Annotated in this window: 16 protein-coding genes; 7 read left to right on the forward strand and 9 right to left on the reverse strand. The window is 68.9% G+C overall.

The genetic code is table 11. The features are described from left to right. Positions 1–103: 103 nt before the first annotated feature. From ACSVC7_RS13610 to ACSVC7_RS13635, 6 genes are all read left to right on the forward strand, one after another. Positions 104–634 carry a peptidoglycan-binding domain-containing protein gene (locus tag ACSVC7_RS13610; protein ID WP_448204942.1) on the forward strand — a complete coding sequence of 177 codons (531 nt, stop codon included), beginning with the start codon at positions 104–106 and terminating at the stop codon, positions 632–634. 212 nt (positions 635–846) lie between these two features. Further along, positions 847–2,157, forward strand: a complete 1,311-nt coding sequence (locus ACSVC7_RS13615; protein ID WP_448204941.1) for a solute carrier family 23 protein — start codon at positions 847–849, stop codon at positions 2,155–2,157. Between the two features lie 223 nt (positions 2,158–2,380). Then, positions 2,381–3,601 (forward strand): MFS transporter, encoded by a 1,221-nt coding sequence (locus ACSVC7_RS13620; RefSeq protein ID WP_448204940.1) that lies wholly within the window; start codon positions 2,381–2,383, stop codon positions 3,599–3,601. Positions 3,602–4,008: 407 nt separating this feature from the next. Beyond that, on the forward strand, positions 4,009–4,269 hold the full coding sequence (locus ACSVC7_RS13625; protein ID WP_448204939.1) for a hypothetical protein: 261 nt from the start codon (positions 4,009–4,011) through the stop codon (positions 4,267–4,269). A gap of 76 nt (positions 4,270–4,345) precedes the next feature. Then, on the forward strand, positions 4,346–4,729 hold the full coding sequence (locus ACSVC7_RS13630) for a hypothetical protein (protein ID WP_448204938.1): 384 nt from the start codon (positions 4,346–4,348) through the stop codon (positions 4,727–4,729). Between the two features lie 285 nt (positions 4,730–5,014). Beyond that, positions 5,015–6,544, forward strand: coding sequence for a S41 family peptidase (locus ACSVC7_RS13635; RefSeq protein WP_448204937.1), 1,530 nt, complete (start codon positions 5,015–5,017; stop codon positions 6,542–6,544). 21 nt (positions 6,545–6,565) lie between these two features. Here the strand turns inward: ACSVC7_RS13635 and ACSVC7_RS13640 are convergent, their stop codons facing one another. Beyond that, entirely contained in the window at positions 6,566–6,958 is a 393-nt protein-coding gene (locus ACSVC7_RS13640) for an EF-hand domain-containing protein (protein ID WP_448204936.1), read from the reverse strand. Positions 6,959–7,093: 135 nt separating this feature from the next. Here ACSVC7_RS13640 and ACSVC7_RS13645 point away from each other — a divergent pair, with 135 nt between their 5' ends. Continuing rightward, positions 7,094–7,897 carry a DUF4344 domain-containing metallopeptidase gene (locus ACSVC7_RS13645; protein ID WP_448204935.1) on the forward strand — a complete coding sequence of 268 codons (804 nt, stop codon included), beginning with the start codon at positions 7,094–7,096 and terminating at the stop codon, positions 7,895–7,897. Positions 7,898–7,930: 33 nt separating this feature from the next. On the opposite strand, the gene aspT is transcribed toward ACSVC7_RS13645, so the two are convergent. The 8 genes from aspT to ACSVC7_RS13685 all read right to left on the reverse strand — a co-directional run bounded on the left by aspT (position 7,931) and on the right by ACSVC7_RS13685 (position 19,184). Then, complete coding sequence (gene aspT / locus ACSVC7_RS13650) at positions 7,931–9,607, reverse strand: aspartate-alanine antiporter (RefSeq protein WP_448204934.1); 1,677 nt, start codon at positions 9,605–9,607, stop codon at positions 7,931–7,933. Between the two features lie 639 nt (positions 9,608–10,246). Further along, a complete protein-coding gene (locus ACSVC7_RS13655; protein ID WP_448204933.1) occupies positions 10,247–11,947 on the reverse strand; it encodes an aspartate:alanine exchanger family transporter in 1,701 nt (566 codons plus the stop codon). 70 nt (positions 11,948–12,017) lie between these two features. After that, on the reverse strand, positions 12,018–14,798 hold the full coding sequence (locus ACSVC7_RS13660; protein ID WP_448204932.1) for an Orn/Lys/Arg family decarboxylase: 2,781 nt from the start codon (positions 14,796–14,798) through the stop codon (positions 12,018–12,020). A gap of 57 nt (positions 14,799–14,855) precedes the next feature. Continuing rightward, positions 14,856–15,479, reverse strand: a complete 624-nt coding sequence (locus tag ACSVC7_RS13665) for a hypothetical protein (protein ID WP_448204931.1) — start codon at positions 15,477–15,479, stop codon at positions 14,856–14,858. Positions 15,480–15,730: 251 nt separating this feature from the next. Further along, entirely contained in the window at positions 15,731–16,555 is an 825-nt protein-coding gene (locus ACSVC7_RS13670) for a hypothetical protein (RefSeq protein WP_448204930.1), read from the reverse strand. After that, a complete protein-coding gene (locus tag ACSVC7_RS13675; RefSeq protein WP_448204929.1) occupies positions 16,552–17,478 on the reverse strand; it encodes a DUF2092 domain-containing protein in 927 nt (308 codons plus the stop codon). The genes ACSVC7_RS13670 and ACSVC7_RS13675 overlap by 4 nt, the downstream gene beginning before the upstream one ends. 28 nt (positions 17,479–17,506) lie before the next feature. Then, complete coding sequence (locus ACSVC7_RS13680; protein WP_448204928.1) at positions 17,507–18,166, reverse strand: PqiC family protein; 660 nt, start codon at positions 18,164–18,166, stop codon at positions 17,507–17,509. 4 nt (positions 18,167–18,170) lie between these two features. Beyond that, positions 18,171–19,184, reverse strand: coding sequence for an MlaD family protein (locus ACSVC7_RS13685; protein WP_448204927.1), 1,014 nt, complete (start codon positions 19,182–19,184; stop codon positions 18,171–18,173). Between the last annotated feature and the right edge of the window lie 19 nt (positions 19,185–19,203).

Consider the following 19,203-nt stretch of genomic DNA (forward strand, 5'->3'; position numbering starts at 1 on the left):
GAAAGAAAACGGCCAACATCGCGCCGGCGGCGGAACAACAGCCTCCCATCGATACTTGTACGCATGTAGGACGCGTCAATAGCGAAAGAATGGGAGGGAAAACATGCTTAGACTGAAGGAAGCGGCCGTGTCGGCCAGCCTGCTCCTGGCGCTGGCCGCGTGCGGCAGCACGGACACCTCGCGCACCGCCACGGGCGCCGGTGGTGGTGCCTTGGCGGGGGCCGCGGTCGGCGGCCCGGTCGGTGCGGTGGTCGGCGGCGTCGGCGGAGCGGCGGCGGGTCACACCATGAACGAAGGGTTGGGGACCAAGACCGACCGCATGACCGATCAGGCGGCGAACAAGGCGTCGGAAGCGGTCAGCCCGTCCACCGACCGCCGGGAGACGGCGACGCGGACCTCGTCGGCGGGGCGGAACACGTCGATGAGCGCCGAGCGGGTCCGCAGCGTCCAGCAGGCCCTGAACGACAACGGCAGCCAGGTCGCCGTGGACGGCCGGTGGGGGCCAGCGACGCGCAAAGCCCTGGCGGACTTCCAGCGCGCCCACAACCTGAAGCCGACAGGCAAACTGAACGCCGAAACCCAGACGGCGCTGAACCTGGATCAGAACCGGACCGGCACGTCCGGCACCCGGTAGAGCGGCCCCGGCGGAGGGCGGCCCCGGCAGGGGCGGCATCACGGGCATCGCCGTGGTGTGCGCACCTCCTGCGCCGCCCTCCGCCGACCAATTGGAAGGGGGATGGAAACCGGGCACCCGCCGACCGCCGACCGCCGAGGAAATTTGACCGCGCTTGCCCTGTCGGAGTAACCCTTGCCACGTACGGCATCGTCGGCACGGGAACCACAATCATGACTGCACCGCGCGACCGGGTGCTGGACGTTCACGAGCGTCCACCTCCGGCGACCTTCCTCCTGCTCAGCCTTCAGCACCTGTTCGCCATGTTCGGGGCCAACGTCCTGGTGCCGATCCTGACGGGTCTCGACCCGTCGGTCGGTCTGGTGACCAGCGGGCTGGGCACGCTGATCTACCTTGCCTTCACGAAGTGGCGGCTGCCCGCCTATCTGGGCTCCTCCTTCGCCTTCATCGGGCCGATCGTCACGGCCACCCAGATCGGCGGGGCCGGCGGGGCGCTGGTCGGGGCCTGCGCCGCGGGGGCGGTCTACGTCATCGTGGCGCTGCTGATCCGCGCCTTCGGCGTGCGCTGGCTGCTGGCGATCCTGCCGCCGATCGTCGTCGGGCCGGTGATCGTGGTGATCGGGCTGGGCCTGGCCTCGGTCGCCGTGGGCATGGCGCAGAACACGGCCGGCGGCGGCGCCTACAGCCTGCCGCACTTCCTGCTCGCCCTGTTCACGCTGGGCAGCATCTTCGTCTACTCGATCGTGCTGCGCGGCTTCTTCACCGTGGTGCCGATCCTGCTGGGCATCCTGACCGGCTATATCGCGGGCGTGGCCGCGGGCATGGTGGACTTCACGGCGGTCGCCGCCGCCCCGCTGTTCCAGATCCCGAACTTCCACCTGCTGTTCTCCAACATGAAGGAGGGCGTGTCGGCCTGGGCGATGATCCTGCTGGTGGCGCCGGTCGCCATGGTGACCATTGCGGAGCACATCGGCGGCCAGATCGTGCTGAGCCGCGTGGTCGGCCGCAACTTCATCGCCGATCCGGGCCTGCACCGTTCGGTGATGGGCGACGGCGTGGCGACCATGGTGGCGGCGGCGCTCGGCGGCCCGCCGGCGACGACCTACGGCGAGAACATCGGCGTGCTGGCGGTGACGCGCATCTTCAGCGTGTGGGTGATCGCCGGGGCCGCGACACTGGCCATCGTGCTGGGCTTCGTGGGCAAGCTGTCGGCCTTCCTGTCCACCATCCCGACGGCGGTGATGGGCGGCGTGTCGATCGCGCTGTTCGGCGTGATCGCGTCCTCCGGCATCCGCACGCTGATCGAGGGCAAGGTTGACCTGGGCGACAAGCGCAACCTGCTGATCTCCTCCACCATCCTGGTGATCGGCATCGGCGGCGCCTCGCTGAAGTTCGGCGACGGCGGCTTCGTCGTGTCCTCCATGGCGCTGTCGGCGGTGCTGGGCGTGGGGCTGAACGCCCTGCTGCCGGGCCGCGGCACCGGCGGCGACGCCGAGGCGATCCTGTCGTCCGACCACATCTGATCGCTGGCCCTATCGGGTTGCTGGCCCTATCGGATCGCTGGCTGTGGCAAAGCCCCTCTCCCACGCATGGGGGAGGGGCTTTGTTTTGCCCGGACCGCATGGCGGGGCGGCGGATTCCGCCGATGCGGCGGCGCGGCATGCCGGCGTAGGGTGCCCGCCTGTTGAAGGGCTTCGGGCCGCGCGCGCCCTGAGCGTTCCCCCCACCGTCCGCAGGAGTCCCCTGATGTCCACCAGCGACGTCCGCCGCACCGACGCGCCCGCCGGGGCGGCGTCGCCGACGATTTCCCGCCCGCTGGTCACGATGCTGGCCATCGCCTGCGGCGTCATCGTCGCCAACATCTACTACGCCCAGCCGCTGGTCGGCCTGATCGGCCCGGCCATCGGCCTGCCGCCGGAGGCGAGCAGCCTCGTCGTCACGCTGACCCAGATCGGCTACGGCGTCGGGCTGATCCTGCTGGCCCCGCTGGGCGATCTTCTGGAAAACCGCAGGCTGGTCGGCGCGACACTGTGCGGGACGGTCGCGTCGCTGCTGGTCGCGGCCTTCGCGCCCACGGCGGGGCTGTTCCTTGCGGCCTCCTTCCTCATCGGCCTGACCTCCGTCGCCGTGCAGATGCTGGTGCCGCTGGCCGCCCACATGGCGCCGGAGGCGACGCGCGGGCAAGTGGTCGGCAACGTGATGAGCGGCCTGCTGCTGGGCATCCTGCTGGCGCGCCCGGTGGCGAGCCTGATCGCGGACAGCTTCGGCTGGCGCGCGGTGTTCGGCCTGTCGGCGCTGGCCATGGTCGGATTCGCCATCCTGCTGAGCCGCCGCCTGCCGGAGCGCCGCCCGGCGCGCCATTCCGGTTACGGCGCCCTGTTGGGCTCCCTGGGGCGGCTCCTGGTGCGCACGCCGGTGCTGCAACGGCGCACCGCCTACCAGACGGCGATGTTCGCCGCCTTCAGCCTGTACTGGACGAGCGTGCCGCTGCTGCTCGCCGCCCCGCCCTTCAACCTGACGCAGCGGGGGATCGCGCTGTTCGCCCTGACCGGCGCCGCCGGCGCGCTGGTCGCCCCCATCGCCGGGCGCATCGCCGACCGGGGCTGGACGCGGCCGGCCACGGGTGTGGCGCTCGCCATGGGGGCGCTGTCCTTCCTTGTGGCGCGGGTGGGGGAGGGCTCCATCGCGCTGCTGGTGCTCGCCGGGCTGCTGCTGGACATGGGCGTGCAGACCAGCATGGTGCTGGGGCAGCGGGCCATCTACTCCCTGGGGGCGGAGACGCGCAGCCGCATGAACGGCGTCTACATGGCGATCTTCTTCACCGGCGGGGCAGCCGGATCGGCGCTGGCCGGCTACGCCTTCGCCCGCGGCGGGTGGGAGCCGGTGACCTGGATCGGCGCCGCCTTTCCCCTGGCAGCCCTGCTGTTCTACGCAACCGAGTTCCGCAAAGGCGGCGCATCGTTCTGACCGCGCCCATCGCCAGTGCCTCGAAAGTGGAGCAGTTGGACGACCTGATCGCCGCCGCGCGGCTGCGCCTGGACGCGCCGGCGATGGACCGGCTGAACCGGGCGAGTGCCGGGTCTTGAAGCGAATTGCCATTCGCTTGGGATTCATACGGCTTCATTCTCCCGCCCCGATGATACGGTATCAGAGTCTACCGTTGCACCCTTCAGGGTGGGCGGCGACGGATGCAGGCTGGTTCGAAGCAGCGCCGCGTCACGACAGCGGAGTCCAGAGACAGAGGAGTCCGGACGGCATCAGACTGCTCAAACAGACTGCTCAGACGGCCGCGATCCAGGCGGCCGCGATCCTTTGCATCCGTCCGAAGCCAGCCGGAGCGTTCATGCCCAGCCGGAACGCCAGCGGGAGCATTCATGTCGGAAAAGATACGGTACGCAATGGACCGGTTTCCGGACTTGGCGCAGGCGATCAAGCAATACTGCGCGGACAACCGATTCTTTCACGGCTTGTGCGAAGACTACGGCGAGGCGGTCGAGGTCTTGCGCCAATGGGAACAGTCTGGGGAACAGTCAAGCGGGTCCGCGGAGTCCGAGCGCATCAGCACCTGTCGTGAACTCGTCACGGATCTGGAACGCGAGATCCTGTTGGAGCTGGAACGCTGGAACGGCGGTTGACGATCCGCCGATCCGGTTCGGCCTTTGCCCACCTGGACGCGGCTCGCAATGGGACTCGCCAAGGGAGGAGCGTCGCATGTTGCTTCAGGTCAGCCCGTACATAGCCACCACCCCGGCCACCATCCCGTACCGGTCGGCGCTCGTCCTTGCCGTGGGGGTGTTCGCCATTCTCCTCGGCGCCACGACGGCGCTGGCGCAGGACGCTCCGCTCCCCAAGCTGCCGCCGAAATGCGAGCAGGCCGCGACCGAGCGGATCAGCGCGATGGGCTTGGCCGACAGCGTTCAAAGGGGCGTTTCCTCGGAAGTCCGCAGCGGCGTCATCATCACGTCCGGCTATCGGGCGCGGTTCTACAACCCGACCTGCAACGGCTATGTGGTCATGAACTTCGACGGCCTGTGCAACATGGAGCAGGTCTACACCACGGGTGGCTGCCGCGTGTCGGGTATGGGCCACTGGTAGGGCCGCTCCGGCCGCGAATGCAGGCGTTGCGGCCCCGCGCCGGCTCCGCCGGTCCGACCCTGATACGGTGGAGGTTACCGTAGCAGGGCGGAACTGAACCGCTTGCTACTTCAGGAATGGCCTCCGATTGCGGCTCAATCGGCCCGTGGTTTCCCCTGCGGAGGCGCATTCCCGACCATGGCCCGCCCGTATTTGCATATCCCGAGTATGCAGGCCCTAAGCTTGCGTGCCCTGCGTTTGCGGATCCTGTGCCTGTATGCGCCGGCGCGCAGGCTGGCGGCGGCCGTGACGCTGCTTCTTCTGGCGGCGTCGGTGGCGACCTGCGCGGTCGTGCCGGCCGCGCGCCCCGAAGCCGGCCCGGCGCTGGAGCGCTATCGGGAAGCCTTCGCCGCGTTGCGGCCGGGCGCCATTCCGCCCTCCCCGGCAGACCCCAACTACGCCCTGTTCACCGACGTGCTGCGCCTCGTGGTGACGTCCTATGTGACGCCGACCGACCCGCAACGGCTGGTGGACAAGGCCATCGAGGGGTTGAGGGCGAAGAACCGGAACGATCCCGGCGCCGGGGAGCATGCGTTGACGGTCGGCGCCATCGAAGCGATGCTGGCCCCGCTCGACCCCTACACCGCCTTTCTCGACGCCGAGCATGTCCGCGACGTGAGGGAGCAGATGCACGGCGAGTTCCCCGGCCTTGGCATCGAGGTCGCGACCGACCGCGAGACCGGTCTGCTGCGCGTCGTCGCCTCCCACGACGACACGCCGGCGGCGCATGCCGGTGTGCAGTCGGGCGACCTCATCACCGCGATCGACGGGCGGGAAATCAAGGGCCTGAGCCTGCCCGACGCGGTGGCGGCCCTGCGCGGCCCGGCGGGGGGCGCCGTGAACCTGCAACTGCTGCATCGCGACGGCGACGCTCCCGTCCGGGTGTCCGTGACGCGCGCGGTGGTCCACTTTCAGCCCGTGGTGTCCTGGCTGGACGGCGACGTCGCCTATGTCCGCGTCGTCTATTTCAGCGAGCAGGCCGCCCGCCGCCTGCACGACGCCCTGGAAAGCCAATGGCGCGGAAGCGGCGGCCGGCTGGCCGGCGTCGTGCTCGACCTGCGGGACAACCCCGGTGGCCTGTTCGATCAGGGGATCAAGGTCGCCGCCGAATTCCTCGGGCCGGTGGAGATCGTATCGACGCGCAGCCGCGATTTCGGCGAGCGGCACCTTTACGGAAATTCGGATTCGGGCGGTGATGCGATGCCCAGCCTGCCGATGCCCAGCCTGCCGATGCCCAGCCTGCCGATGCCCAATCTGCCGATGGTGGTGCTGATCGACGGCGGCTCCTCCTCGTCGGCGGAGGTCGTCGCGGGCGCCTTGCAGGACCACCACCGGGCGCTGCTGTTCGGCGCGCGCAGCTACGGCAAGGGATCGGTGCAGTCGATCTTCGTGCTGCCGGGCGGGGAGGGGCTGCGCCTGACCACCGCGCATTTCTTCCGGCCGTCCGGCGCGCGCGTGGACTGCTTCGGCGTCCTGCCGGACCTGGAGATCCTGCCCGCCGAACGCCCGAGGATTCCGGAGGGCTTGCCCGAGGACGAGGAGGTGCGCCGCGATCCCGCGACCTGCGATCACCGCGACGCCGCCCCGGTGCCGCCGAAGGCCCGAACCATGGCGGCGCTGTGCCCCGAGCTTTCCGGAAGGTTGCTCTCCGAAAGGATGCTCTCCGGAAAGTTGCTTTCCGGAAGGCTGCCGGGGCGGGGGGTGGACGGCCCGCTCGAATGCGCCTTCGCCGCGCTGCGCGCGGGCCGGGTCGGCGTTGGCATCGGCGGGCCGTAGATGTGGCTCTACCGCCGGGCTCTACTGCCGGATCCGCTGCCGCAAGGTGGCGAACTCCCGCCGGTCGAGCTTCCCGTCGTGGTTCGCGTCGGCTCTCTTGAAGGCCTCATCGACGGTGTTGAGGAACTCGATGGTGTCGATCTTGCTGTTCGAGCCGGCGATTCGCGCGAAGACATCCGGGGGAAGGGGAACCTCGTCCGGCGTGAGGACGAGGTCCTTGTTGCGGTCCCAGATGTAGAACACCAGCATCTGGTTGTTCTTGAACTCCGGCAGGGTGATGACGCCGTCGTGGTTGTCGTCGAGAAGATCGAAGAGCTGCTTGGTTCTACGATCACCCGCCGAGACGTCCGCGGCCCACGCGTTCAGTGGAAGGACAGCGATCGCCATCAGAAAGCCCAGAAATTTCATCCCCATGATGCACCTTTCCTTTCGCTTTGCCATCACACCACTTAAGCGACGCGGGCGGCTTGCCGCAGGTACGTTGCCGCACATTACGCTCTCCGTTGTTCCCCGGGCCATCTTTCCCCGGGCCTGTTGAGGAGGTGGTCCATGTCTGCCCCGTTCCGTCGCCTTGCCGGTTGCGCGGTTCTCGTGGCCCTGGGGGCGAGCCTTGCGGGCGGTCCGGCCGCCGCGCGTCCAAGCGACCTGCGGATCACCTACGACCCGCCGAAGGACGCGGCGCATGAGCCCATACACCAGACCCTGCGGGAGAAGCGGGCGCTCGAACGCATCCGCGACCGGCTGGACGGCCTGCGGCTGCCCCGCCCGCTGTCCATCAGGGTGACCGGCTGCGACGGGGAGGTCGATGCCTCCTACGAGGCGTCCGACACGACCATCACGATCTGCTACGAGTATCTCGCCTACATCCGGGAGCTTGCGCAGAACATCCCGCCCGCCGGGGTCAGGGAAGGGCTTACCCCCGCGAACTACATCGCCGGTCCCTTTCTGGAGGTCGTCCTGCACGAGCTGGCGCACGCCATCTTCGACCTGAAGAAGATCCCCATCCTGGGGCGGGAGGAGGACGCGGCCGATCAGGTCGCCGCCTACGCCCTGCTGCGCATCGGCAAGGACGAGGCCCGACGGGTGATCGCCAGCGTCGCCGTCATGTACGCCAGCGAGGCGAAGGACGCGCCGCCGGACCTGAAGGACTTCGCGAACGAACACAGCCTGCCGGCGCAGCGCTTCTACAACCTGCTGTGCATCGCCTATGGCGCCGACCGCCGGACCTTCGGCGATTTCGTTGAGAAGGGCTATCTCCCCGCCGAGCGGGCCGCGCTCTGCGAGGAGGAGTACCGGCAGGTCAAGTTCGCCTTCGAACGGCTGGTCGCGCCCCACCTGAAGGAGGCGCGGTAGCCGTATCGTCCCAGGCCCCCTCACAAGGCCTCCTCAGGACAGGATGCCCACGATCACCGTGCCCCAGAGCGTCAGCACGATCTGGCCCAGCGCGTAGGGCACGGTGTAGCCCAGCACGGCGACCGGGCTGCCGCAGCGGTCCTGCACGGCGGCCAGCGCCGGGGTGGAGGTCTGCGCGCCGGCGGAGGCGCCCAGCGCCAGCACCGGGTTGAGGCCCAGGACGTGGCGCCCGACGAGGATCCCGACCAGCAGCGGCATGATGGTGCAGACGGCCCCCGCCAGCACGACGGCGACACCGTACTGGAGCAAGGCGTCGACGAAGTGCGGGCCGGCCTGCATGCCGACCATCCCGACGAAGGCGGCCAGCCCCATGGTACGCATCAGGTCGAGCGCCGCCGGGGGCACCTGCCCGAAGCCGGGCCGGCGGGAATGCAGCCAGCCGACGATGACCCCGGCCAGCAGTGCGCCGACGCTGGTGCCGAGCCCGATCTGCAACGGGCCGATCAGCATTTGCGGAATGCCCACAATGGCGCCCAGCACGATGGCAAGGCCGACCGCGGTCATGTCGGTGGTCAGGCTCTCCCGCTCGACGCGGCCGAGCGCCCGGCCGGCGCGCACCACGTCGGGCTCGCTGCCCACGACCTCGAAGACGTCGCCGCGGTTGACGCGCGTTTCCGGCAGCAGGGGGATCGGCTGGCCCAGCCGCACCAGACGCCGGACGAAGACGCCGCGGGTGTCGGGCGCCTCGCTCAGCTCCTTGATGGTCTTGCCGTCCGCCCAGGCGGTGCTCACGACGAGGTGGGCCTGGATCACGGCGAAGTCCAGCGCCTCCGGATCGTCGGTCTCGGCGCCCAGCGCGGGGCCGACCTCCATGACGGCGGCCCGCCGGCCGGTCAGCGTCAGCACGTCGCCCACCGCCAGCCGGGTGTCCTGCTGTGCCTCGATGATGCCGTCGCCGCGCCGGATGCGGTTGATGAAGACGCGCTGGGGTACGCTGTTTTCAAGATCCAACACCGTCCGTCCGCCGAGATCCGGGCGCTCCAGCCGGAAGGCGCGGGCGATGAAGATGGTGTAGGCGCTGAGCAGGCCCGGCGGCTTGGTCTTGACGCCCAGCTCCGCCTCCAGCCGTTGCGCCTCCAGCCGCGGGTCGATGCCGAGCAGGCGCGGGCCGGCCTGGCTCAGGAACAGGATGGCGCCCAGCGTGCCGAACAGGTAGGTCAGCGCGTCGCCGATGGCGACATGGGCGGCCAGAAGCTGGCGTTCCGCCTCCGGCAGGGGCAGGCCGTTGATCGCCTCCACCGCGGCCCCCAGCGCCGACGACTGGGTCAGGCTGCCGGTGAGCAGCCCGGCCGCCATGCCGGGGTCGAGCTTCAGCAGCTTGGCGAAGGCGATGGTGACGCACAGCGCCACCGAACACTGGATCAGGGTCAGCAGCAGGGCCTTCACCCCGTCGCCCCGCAGCGACTGGAAGAACTGCGGCCCCACCGCGTAGCCGTTCCCGAACAGGAACAGCAGGAACATGAACGACCGGGCGGTGCTCGACACCGGTATGTTGAGCTGCCCGACGACGAGCCCCGCGAACAGCGACCCGGTGACCGCGCCCAGGCTGATCGGCCCCAGCCTGAAGCCGCCGATCCAATAGCCGAAGCCCAGCACCAGGAAGACGGCCAGTTCCGGGTGATGACGCAGCACATCGCCAATCCAGTCCATGACTTCCTCCTGGGACATTCTCCTGGGGCGGGCTCCTGGAAATCCGGGGGGTGGGCTCAGGTCCGCGCTATCATCATTCTGCGAGCACCGAAGATAGGCCGGTTCTGGCGCCGAGCCCTTCTCCCCTGTGTGGGAGAAGGGTTGGGATGAGGGGGCGGCCGTCAGACCGGAAAGGTCTTTCCGTACGGGCGTTTACCCCTCACCCCAACCCCTCTCCCACAAGGGGCTATGGAATGCACAGATGTTGCGTGTGCGGTAAGCGGTTGACCCACCTTGGAAAAGCCCCTCTCCCTCGAGGGGAGAGGGGTTGGGGTGAGGGTGGCTACGGGCGGCAGCCCGGAAAAATCGCCACTATGCCTGCGTTTATAGCCCCTGGCGGGGCTCCCCCTCATCCCAACCCTTCTCCCGCTCTCGGCGGCCAAAGGCCGCCTGTCGCCGGCAGCGCAAGCTTCGCTTGCGCGAGAGGCCGGAGGGGAGAAGGGCTATCCGCAATGCCTCATCAATGACTTACCGCACCAGCGAAATCTGTGAATGCCGTAACTCACAAGGGGAGAGGGGCTTTTGACAACCGCCAATCTCCTCTCGGCCAATCTCCTCTCGGCCAATCTCCTCTCGATGGATGGAGCGGGCAGAAGAGTGCTATCCCGCCAGCATCATCGCGAAGTAGCCCATCACCGTCAGAAGGATGCCGGAGATCGCGTAGCCGACCGGGAAGCCGATCCAGGGGACGGAGCTGTTGATCTCCTTGGCGGCCTCGCGGGCCGGGCCGGAATGGCTGCGGGCACCGGCCACCCCGCCCATCAGCACGGCCGGGTTGATCTTGAAGACGTGATAGCCGATGGCCCACACCACGAAGGGCGGCACCGTGCAGGCGATGAAGCCGACCAGGAAGATCTTGGCGGCGATCGCCCCGGTGAGCTGCGACAGCAGCGCGGCGCCGGCGTTGATGCCGACGATGGAGACGAACACCACCAGCCCCATGTCCTCCAGGATGTTGCGGGCGGCGTTCGGCGTGTTGCCGAAGAAGCGCAGCCGCGACACCACGGACGACACGATGACCCCCGACACCAGCAGGCCGCCGGCGTTGCCCAGGCCGACCGACGCGCCGAAGGCCGGGAACTGGATCAGGCCGATCAGGAAGCCCAGGATCATGCCGCCCGACAGGGTCAGCAGGTCGGTCGCCGTGCTGGGCCGGGCGACCCGTCCCATGATGGCGGCGGCGCGCTCCACGGCTGACTTCAGCCCGACCACCTTCAGCACGTCCAGCTTCTGGAGCCGGGTGTCGGTGCCGATGGGGATCGGCACGCCGCCCCGCTCGATACCGCCCAGCTGGATTTGGCCGGCGAGGTCGGTGCTGCGGAAGTCGATCAGCGGCTTGCCCTCCACCTCCTTGCGGGTCACCAGGATCTCGGCCTGATCGAGCGGGATGTTCAGCGCCGTGGCGTCGGGAACCTCGGGACCGATCACGCCCATGTGCTCCGTCAGATCCTCCAGCCGTCCGCCCAGCGCCACCACATCGCCGCGCTCCAGCGCCACGTCGGCCCCGGCCCCCAGCGACCGCCCGCCGCGCACGACGTTGCCGACGCGGTACATCGGGTATTTGCTGCGGAACTCCGCGATGGTGTGCCCGACGGTGTCCGCACCCTCCACGCGGTAGGCGCGCAGGCCGAAGGGCCGGTAGCCGGTCAGGCCGGTGTCGTCCACATTCTGCACGCCGTGCGCCCGCTCGTAATCCAGGGCGGCCGCCTTGGCGTCCACGCCCCACCAGCGCGGCAGATACTTGCAGATCAGGATGATGCCGACCGTGCCCCAGATGTAGGTGATGCCGTAGGACAGCGCGATCATGGCGCTGACCTGATCCGGCGTGGTGCCGTCCGGCAGGGTCAGCGTGCCGGAGGTCACCGCCTGCTCCGCCGAGCCGATGGCCGCCGACATGGTCTGCGACCCGGCCAGCATGCCGCCGGCCGCCCCCATGGGCAGGTCGAACAGGCGGGCGCCGCCCACGACGATGCCCAGCCCGATGAAGCAGGAGACGAAGGCCAGGACGACGAACTTCAGCCCGTCGCCCTTCAGGCTGTTCACAAAGCTGGGGCCGACCCGCAGGCCGACGCCGTACATGAACAGGTAGTAGAACAGCGACTTGACCCAGTCGTTGAGCTGAAGCTTCACGCCGTAGGCGGACGCCCAGATCGCCAGCCCGGCCCCGACGATGATGGCCGCGGCGACCATGCCGAGCCCGTATCCCTTGATGCTCAGCCGTCCGATCCCGACGGCGGCGCCGACGGTGAAGAACAGCAGGATGTACGGGTTGGCCTGAAGGAACTGAAAGAACGCGTCCATCGCACACCTCTTCCGTCCATGTCCCGTTTCGGGGCCAAATATCGGACGCCAGGGGAATGGCAGGCGGCCGTCAGGCCGCCTCGCTCCGCAGCATCGCCTTCGCTTGCAGCGCCCGCGGGTTCAGCAGTTTCAGCCCGAGCGACGCCTGATATCCGTGGATTTCCTTGACGTCGAGCTTGCGCATGAACTCGATCGTCTCGGCGGTGATGACCTGTCCGGGCACCATGATCGGGAAGCCCGGCGGGTAGGGGATGACGAAGTTGGCGGACACCAGCTCCGGCCCGTCCTTCAGGCGCCGGTCGATCTCCTCGCTGTTCAGCTTGACGTGCTCGCACGCCGCCTCGTCGTAGGCGAGGTAGAAGGCCGACCGCATGTCCCCTTCCGTCGTGGCGCTGTCCGGATCCTCGCGGAAATGGTCGTGGAAGCGGCTGAAGTCCGGCATGTCGGGCACGTCCTTCATCAGGGACGCGACGCGCGCCTTGAAGGCCTCGGCCTCCGCGTCGCCGCCGGTGGACAGCCGTTCCTCGATGCCGCGGGCGATGTCCACCAGCACCTTCATCAGGTGGGCGACGTCGCTGCGCGTGTTGTTGATGTTGGTCTGCAGCAGGATGCTGTTGCGCGAGGTCTTGTTGATCTGGATGTCGTACTTCTCCGCCAGCAGCCCCTTGAAGGCCGTGCCGTCGAACCCGGCGGAGCCGCAGACCAGCGTCAGCCGCGTGGGGTCGATCACGAATTCGTCGTCCCAGATCGACCGGATCGCCTCGGTCCAGTTCGTTTTGGTCAGGCTGGACATGCCGGTCTCGCGGAACTCCGCCGGCACCATCTCGTCCAGGTCGAGGACGCGGAAGTACTTGGACACCAGCGGGTGGCCGTTGACCTGCTGCCGGATGCTGAGGGCGAGCTGCGTCGCCTTCATCACCATCTCGTAGCCTTCCAGCTCCATCTGGCGCCGGGCCACGTCCAGCGACGCGATGATCTGAAGGTTGGGCGAGGTCGAGGTGTGGGTGAAGATCGCCTCGTGGAAGGACTCCTCCACATGGTGGAAGTCCTGGTCGCAGACCAGGATCATGGAACCCTGGCGCAAGGCCGACATGGACTTGTGCGTCGAGTTGGTCTGGTAGACGCGCACCCTCACCTTGTCCGGATCGGGCACCAGACGGCGGTCGAGCAGGCGCGCGTCGGCGGGATCCAGCGTATCGCCCAGTTCGCGCCGCTGCTCCTCAAGCCGCATGCGGTATTCGCCGCCCGCGATGCCGCCCTTGATGAGGGCCGCAGCACCCATGGCCGTGCGCTGGCGGAAGAAGGGGGAGAAGCGGGCGAAGCCGAACCACGCCTCGTCCCACAGGAAGATCAGGTCCGGCTTGATCGCCAGACATTCCTCCATCACGCGGCGCACGTTGTAGACGTGGCCGTCGAAGGTGCAGTTGGTCAGCAGAAGCATGCGGACCCGGTCCAGCTTGCCTTCCGCCTTCAGGTCCAGCAGCGCCTTCTTGATGGAGCGCAACGGCACGCCCCCGTACATGGAGTATTCCATCATCGGGTAGGCTTCGAGATAGACCGGTCGCGCCCCAGCCAGCACCATGCCGTAGTGGTGCGACTTGTGGCAGTTGCGATCCACCAGCACGATGTCGCCGGGGCGCAGCAAGGCCTGCTCGACGATCTTGTTCGAGGTCGAGGTGCCGTTGGTCACGAAATAGGCGTGGTCGGCGCCGAAGGCGCGCGCAGCCTTGTCCTGGGCGTCCTTGATGTTGCCCGTGGGCTCCAGCAGGCTGTCCAGCCCGCCGGTGGTGGCCGAGGATTCCGCCAGGAACAGGTTGAGCCCGTAGAACTCTCCCATGTCCCGGATCCAGTTCGACTTGAAGATCGACTTGCCGCGGGCGACCGGCAGGGCGTGGAAGGTGCCCATGGGGCGCTGCGAATATTTCTTCAGATTGTCGAAGTAGGGCGTCTCGAACCGCTCGTTGATGCCCTTGAGGATGCTGAGGTGGATTTCCAGCGGCTCCTCCACCTCGTAGAAGACGCGGCGTACGGCGGCCAGATCGGGGCGGCCGGCCATCTCCTCCACCTTCCGGTCGCTGAGCAGGTAGAGGTCCAGTTCCGGCCGCAGGTTCTTCAGCATGCGGACGAGCGCCGGGGTCATCGCCTCGCCCGACAGATCGGCGGTGCCGGGCGGGATGTGGGTCTCCAGGAAGCGGTGCAGAAGCGGCACGTCGTGGGCGGAGGCGAAGTGGAAACCGTCATAGATGACCACGGCCTGGATCGCGGGGTTCAGCACGGCGCCGAGCGCCGCGTCCTCGAAGCTGCCGACGAAGACCGGCTCGTAGACGAACGGATCCTGGCGGCGGCGCATGCGGCGCAGTTCCTGCGCCGCATGGGGCCACTTGGCCGGCGACGAGGGGGTGACGATCAGCACTTCGAAATAGGGCCGGTGCGTCTCGGCGGGGCCGCCGTTCAGGGCGGACGGCAGGCGGTCGGCGTTGTCCAGCGACGCTTCGTCCCCGTCCCATTCGCCGGGATGGTTGTGGTAGGACTTCGACAGAAGGGCGGCGCTGAGCCTTGCGGTCAGCCGGGCGGCGCCGGCGGCATCCCCTTCCGCGACCATACCCGACAGGGTCGCCATGAAGGATCGGCCGGGGAAGGCGTAGAATTCCTCAAGCGAGCGCAGGCAGCCCAGAGCGCGGTCGACAGCCTGCTTGTCCGGAGCCTTATTGTCCGGCCCGGTCCCGGACGCGGCCCCGGATTCGGACCACGCGCGGACGGCGGCGTTCAGATCGCGCCAGGCGTCCAGGCGAGCCTCCATCGTCGATACCAGATGGTCGAGCGGCAGGGTGTTTTGAGCGTCGGCGGTCATGCTTCAACCCCATCGGTGCGGGTTCCGGAGCCAGCGGCCCGGCAAAACCAGATCTCGTCAAAACCAGCTCTTGGGCGCGGGCTGGATCGACACGGCAAGGGCTTCGCTGATGACGGCGGTGATCGTGTCGCCGACCTTCAGCAGGGGAAGCTTGGCTTGGCGGGCAGGATCGGTGACGTTGACGGTGACGACCTCGCCACCCTGCGGGTTGACGAGATCGACGCTGTGGGCTTCCAGGTCGATCCCGACCACCAGCCCGCTGACCCGCGTCACCTGCATGCCCACGCCGCCCGGCGCTTCGACCGGCCGCGCGATCGCCTGGCGGATCTCGTCCTCGGGCACGGTGGTGCCGGGCTGGGACAGCACGAAGGCCACGGAGCGGTAATACTGCGCGTCGACGGTGTCGCCCACCTTCAGCATCTCCAACCGGACGTTGGGGCCGGCCGTCAGGGTGACGGGCGTTCCCGACCGCCCGACCAGCGTCACCTGCCGCTTCACCGGGTCGATCGACTTGATCTTGGCGTGGATCGTGACGGCGGCGTTTTCCGGGATGGTGTTGGTCAGTCCGGGCTTGGTCTGGGCTGCCGCCGGTTGCGGCAGGGCCGCGGGGGCCAGCAGCGCGACGCTGAAGAAAAGCGCCGCCACGGCGGAAACCGTCGGAAAGGCTGCGCAAGATTTCATGGCGTCCTCCTGTGTTGGCCCGGCTGACATGTTCTGGTTTGGCTGACACCGCCGAACGGAAGTCCCGACACACCCCAAGCCCATCTCCCCAAACCGTCATGGCCGGGCTTGACGATGAACAATCGGATTTCTCTGCCTTTTCTTTACGGTACGCCGGGCGAAAGTCGGGGTCACCGCGTCTACCGTATCCTGCTACGGTATCGCTGCATGGCCGGGGATACGGTATCCCCACGGCCGGATGCCTCCGGGGCTCAATAGCCCGGAGGCGGCGCGACCGTCACGTAGGAGACGGCCCCGTTCACATAGCTGCGGTTGTACCAGGTGCCGCCGCAGCCGTAGTAGCTGACCCCCGCCGCCGTCACGACCGTCGGGGAGCAGGGAAGCACCGTCACGTAGGTCGGAGCGGCCGTGGCGGCCCCCGCCATGTAGCCGACGGTCGCCCCGACCGCCAGCCCGGCGACCCCCCATCCCCAGTCGTCGTCGTAGCCGTGGTCGTAATGGCCGTCCCAATCGCCGGCGATGTTCTGCGCGGCGCCGGAGCGGGCTTGCGTCCGTTCGGTCTGGCCTTGCTGGCGGGCCTCCGTGCGCTCCGTCTGCCCTTGCTGGCGCTGACCCTCCCGCTCGGTCCGCTCCCCGGCGCGGGTCTGCTGCGTCTCGTTGCGCTGGGCGGAGCGCTCCGTGGCGCCGCTCTGCCGGGAGGCGGTCTGCGCCGCCGCCGTCCGCTGGCCCGACCGCTCGGTCGCGCCGGCCTGCCGGGCGCCGGTGCTCGCGGCGCCACCGCCCGCGGGCCTCTGCGCGGCAAAGTTGCCACCTCCCGCCGAGGCGCGTTGGGACGAGAGTCCCCCGCCCCCGCCGCCGGATTTCGACGCGGAGAAGCCGCCGCCCGCCGCGGGGCCGGAGCGGGAGAAACCTCCCCCTCCGCCGCCACCTCCTGCCATGCGGGCGCCACCACCACCACCGCCGCCACCGCCACGGCCGCCGCCGCCGCGCGCCGCATAGCCGTCGGCGACGGATCCGGCGACCAGCAGAAGGGAGGTGATGATCGAGAGGGTGATTTGAGCCGAACGGGTGTTCATTTCGCGGCTCCTTCCGTGCTGCCGGCCGTGCTGCCGGCCGTACTGCCAGAGGTCCCCGGCGGGGTGGAGGTTGCGGGCGGCTGGCCGGTCGGGGTCCGGGGGACCCTGACCAGGAACGGGATGCGTTCCGCCCCTTGCGGCGGGGTGAAGGCAATCTGCGCGGCCGGAACCTGGGGATTGAGCGTCCAGTCGTTCAGGTCGGCGCGAAACTGCGGCTCGCCCTCGTCGTTCTTGTAGGTGATGGTGATCCGCTGCGGCAGCGGCGTGCCCTCGGCGGCGATCCAGACCTGGAAGTCCACCTCGTCGGTCTGTCCGGCCAGATGGTCCGTCGGCACGGGCGTGAGCGTGTCGCGCTCCACATAGTCCAGGGCCAGCAGCCGCTGGTCCAGCTCCGCCGGGAGCGTGGTGACCAGCATCAGCGCCAGCGGCAGCCGCACCTGGAGATCCTGCACCACATAGCGCACGGCGTCGTCCACGCTGCCCGGCTTCTCCACCTGCCCATAGACGTTCTGGTCCGGGTTGAAGACGGTGATCGCCTTGCCGTCGTAGGTCACCTGCGTCTTCTTGCCGTCGCTCTGCTGCGATTCGACGCGCAGCCCGTCGGGACGGTTCAGCGTGACGGTGCGGCGCTCCCCGAACTCGATCTTCTCGCCGGTGTCCTGCACCACGTCGTAGTTGGACCGGATGGTGACGCTGAAGCCCTTGGCCTGGGCCAGCGTGTCGGCCATGCGCATCAGGGCGTCCAGGGCTTGCCCGTCGATCGGATCCTCGTCCTCGGGGGAGGGGGCGTCGGCGGACGGCCCCGCCGCCGGCGCGGCGCTGTCGGGCGGCGACTCCCCGGCGGCCAACGCCGCACCCATGGGCGGGCCAAGCAGCAGGGGCAGACAGATCACCGGGCATGACAGCCACAACAGCCTCTTCATCGACGCATCCTCCTGATCCGAACGGCCCTCAGGCCCCCGCGCGGGTGCCGCCCTTGCGCGGCAGTTTCGCGATGGCCGCCGCGATGTCGCGGCTCAGCGCCGTCAGGTTGTCGTTCATCGCCGCCACCAGCGTCGGGTAGCCGTTGTCCGGCACGCGGGTGGCCAAATGGGTCTGGTCGCGGGCGAGGACCTTCTGGGTCACGCCGTCGCGGACCGCCCAGTGCGCGTCCAGCGCGCTGTCGCCCGCCGCGGTCCGCTCGAAGCGGTCGAACTCGACGGAGACCTCGTAGTCGAAGCGGTCGCTGACGCGCGAGGGCGCGGTGTGGACGCGGTCCGTTCCCAGAAGGACGGACAGGTTTTCCGCCAGCACGCGCGTGATGTTGGACGGCAGACGCTCCGCCCAGCGGTCGTCACGGTTGGCCGACAGTTCGTAAGGGCCGGTGTAGGACACGATTTCCGGCCGGTCGAGATACTCGGGCAAGGTGACGAGCTGCACGCCGACCGTCCGGCCGCCGATGGGGCTCGTGGTGCCGCCCGTGGTGCCGCTGGTCGCGGCGCCATTGGTCGCCGATTGCGGAAGCGGGCTCAGCACATAGAGGCGCGGCGGCGTGCTGGAGCAGCCCGGCAGGGCGGCGACGGCCACCAGGGTCCACAACAGTCTCCGGCGCGGAATCGCGGGTGCGCGCATGGGGTCACCGTCCCGTTATCAGGGTGTTCGGACTTCGGTCGAGCTGGTCGGCAAAGGAGCGCAAGGACTTCGACGCCATGGACAGATTGCTGAGCGTCTGTTCCAGGTTGTTGCGAAGCGGCGAGCGCGGGTCCAAGGCGGTGTTGACCGTCCGCAGCGTGCCGTCCGCCTGCTGCATGGCCTTTTCCGCCGCCAGCGCCGCCGCCTGCACGCGGGCGCTGAGGGGCTTCACCTCGCCATCGACCTTGCCGAGCACGGCGCGCGCGTCGCCGATGGCCTCGTGGATGTCGGTCTGAAGCGCGGTGATGGCGGCCTGCGTTTCCAGCGCCACGCGCTCCACATTGCCCAGCAGCGGGCGCGTCTCTTCGTTCGCCGTGCCCATGAGGGCCTGGAACTGTTGCAGCCCCCCGGCCAGCGCCACCACGGCGTCGCGCCATTCCGGCTCCGCCAGCAGCGTGTCGAGGCGGGTCAGCACCTGCACCGTGGAGGCGGCGATCTTGTCGAGCGGCAGGCTGCTCAGCGTGGCCTTCAGCGTTTCCAGGTCGGACTGCACCGACGGGATCTCGGTCACCGTGCCGGGCAGCCCGCCGACCAGCCGCGCCGGCGTGTCCGGGTAGTAGCCGAGTTCGATGGCCAGCAGGCCGGTGACGAGGCTCTGCGACACCAGCTTGGCCCGCAGCCCCTTGTCGATCAGCCGGCGGAATTCCTCCGGACGCAGCGGATGGTCGCTCCATTGGACGGAGCCGGGAATGAACTCGAACTCCACCGGCATCCGCGTCATCAGGGTCTGGCTGTCGACCTCCAGGCGGATCGACTTGACCTCGCCGACCCGGACCCCCTGGTAGGTGACCGGCGCGCCGACCTCCAGCCCGGCGACCGATCCCTGGAAATAGGTGCCGGCGAGCGGGTGCTTGACGAAGATGTTGCCGCCGCCGAACAGGGCGACCGCCGCGACCAGCAGGGCCACGGCGCCGAGGACGAAGGCGCCGACCAGCTTGGGATTGGCTTTGGCTGCCATGGGCTGTCTCCTTCCCGGT

The organism is Azospirillum mesophilum, assembly GCF_053470405.2.

What these genes read in the sequence shown, in the direction of transcription:
- ACSVC7_RS13610 (WP_448204942.1), top strand. Translation starts at nt 104, where the DNA reads ATGCTTAGACTGAAGGAAGCGGCCGTGTCGGCCAGCCTGCTCCTGGCG.
- ACSVC7_RS13615 (WP_448204941.1), top strand. Translation starts at nt 847, where the DNA reads ATGACTGCACCGCGCGACCGGGTGCTGGACGTTCACGAGCGTCCACCT.
- ACSVC7_RS13620 (WP_448204940.1), top strand. Translation starts at nt 2,381, where the DNA reads ATGTCCACCAGCGACGTCCGCCGCACCGACGCGCCCGCCGGGGCGGCG.
- ACSVC7_RS13625 (WP_448204939.1), top strand. Translation starts at nt 4,009, where the DNA reads ATGTCGGAAAAGATACGGTACGCAATGGACCGGTTTCCGGACTTGGCG.
- ACSVC7_RS13630 (WP_448204938.1), top strand. Translation starts at nt 4,346, where the DNA reads ATGTTGCTTCAGGTCAGCCCGTACATAGCCACCACCCCGGCCACCATC.
- ACSVC7_RS13640 (WP_448204936.1), bottom strand. Translation starts at nt 6,958, where the DNA reads ATGGGGATGAAATTTCTGGGCTTTCTGATGGCGATCGCTGTCCTTCCA.
- ACSVC7_RS13645 (WP_448204935.1), top strand. Translation starts at nt 7,094, where the DNA reads ATGTCTGCCCCGTTCCGTCGCCTTGCCGGTTGCGCGGTTCTCGTGGCC.
- aspT (WP_448204934.1), bottom strand. Translation starts at nt 9,607, where the DNA reads ATGGACTGGATTGGCGATGTGCTGCGTCATCACCCGGAACTGGCCGTC.
- ACSVC7_RS13655 (WP_448204933.1), bottom strand. Translation starts at nt 11,947, where the DNA reads ATGGACGCGTTCTTTCAGTTCCTTCAGGCCAACCCGTACATCCTGCTG.
- ACSVC7_RS13660 (WP_448204932.1), bottom strand. Translation starts at nt 14,798, where the DNA reads ATGACCGCCGACGCTCAAAACACCCTGCCGCTCGACCATCTGGTATCG.
- ACSVC7_RS13665 (WP_448204931.1), bottom strand. Translation starts at nt 15,479, where the DNA reads ATGAAATCTTGCGCAGCCTTTCCGACGGTTTCCGCCGTGGCGGCGCTT.
- ACSVC7_RS13670 (WP_448204930.1), bottom strand. Translation starts at nt 16,555, where the DNA reads ATGAACACCCGTTCGGCTCAAATCACCCTCTCGATCATCACCTCCCTT.
- ACSVC7_RS13675 (WP_448204929.1), bottom strand. Translation starts at nt 17,478, where the DNA reads ATGAAGAGGCTGTTGTGGCTGTCATGCCCGGTGATCTGTCTGCCCCTG.
- ACSVC7_RS13680 (WP_448204928.1), bottom strand. Translation starts at nt 18,166, where the DNA reads ATGCGCGCACCCGCGATTCCGCGCCGGAGACTGTTGTGGACCCTGGTG.
- ACSVC7_RS13685 (WP_448204927.1), bottom strand. Translation starts at nt 19,184, where the DNA reads ATGGCAGCCAAAGCCAATCCCAAGCTGGTCGGCGCCTTCGTCCTCGGC.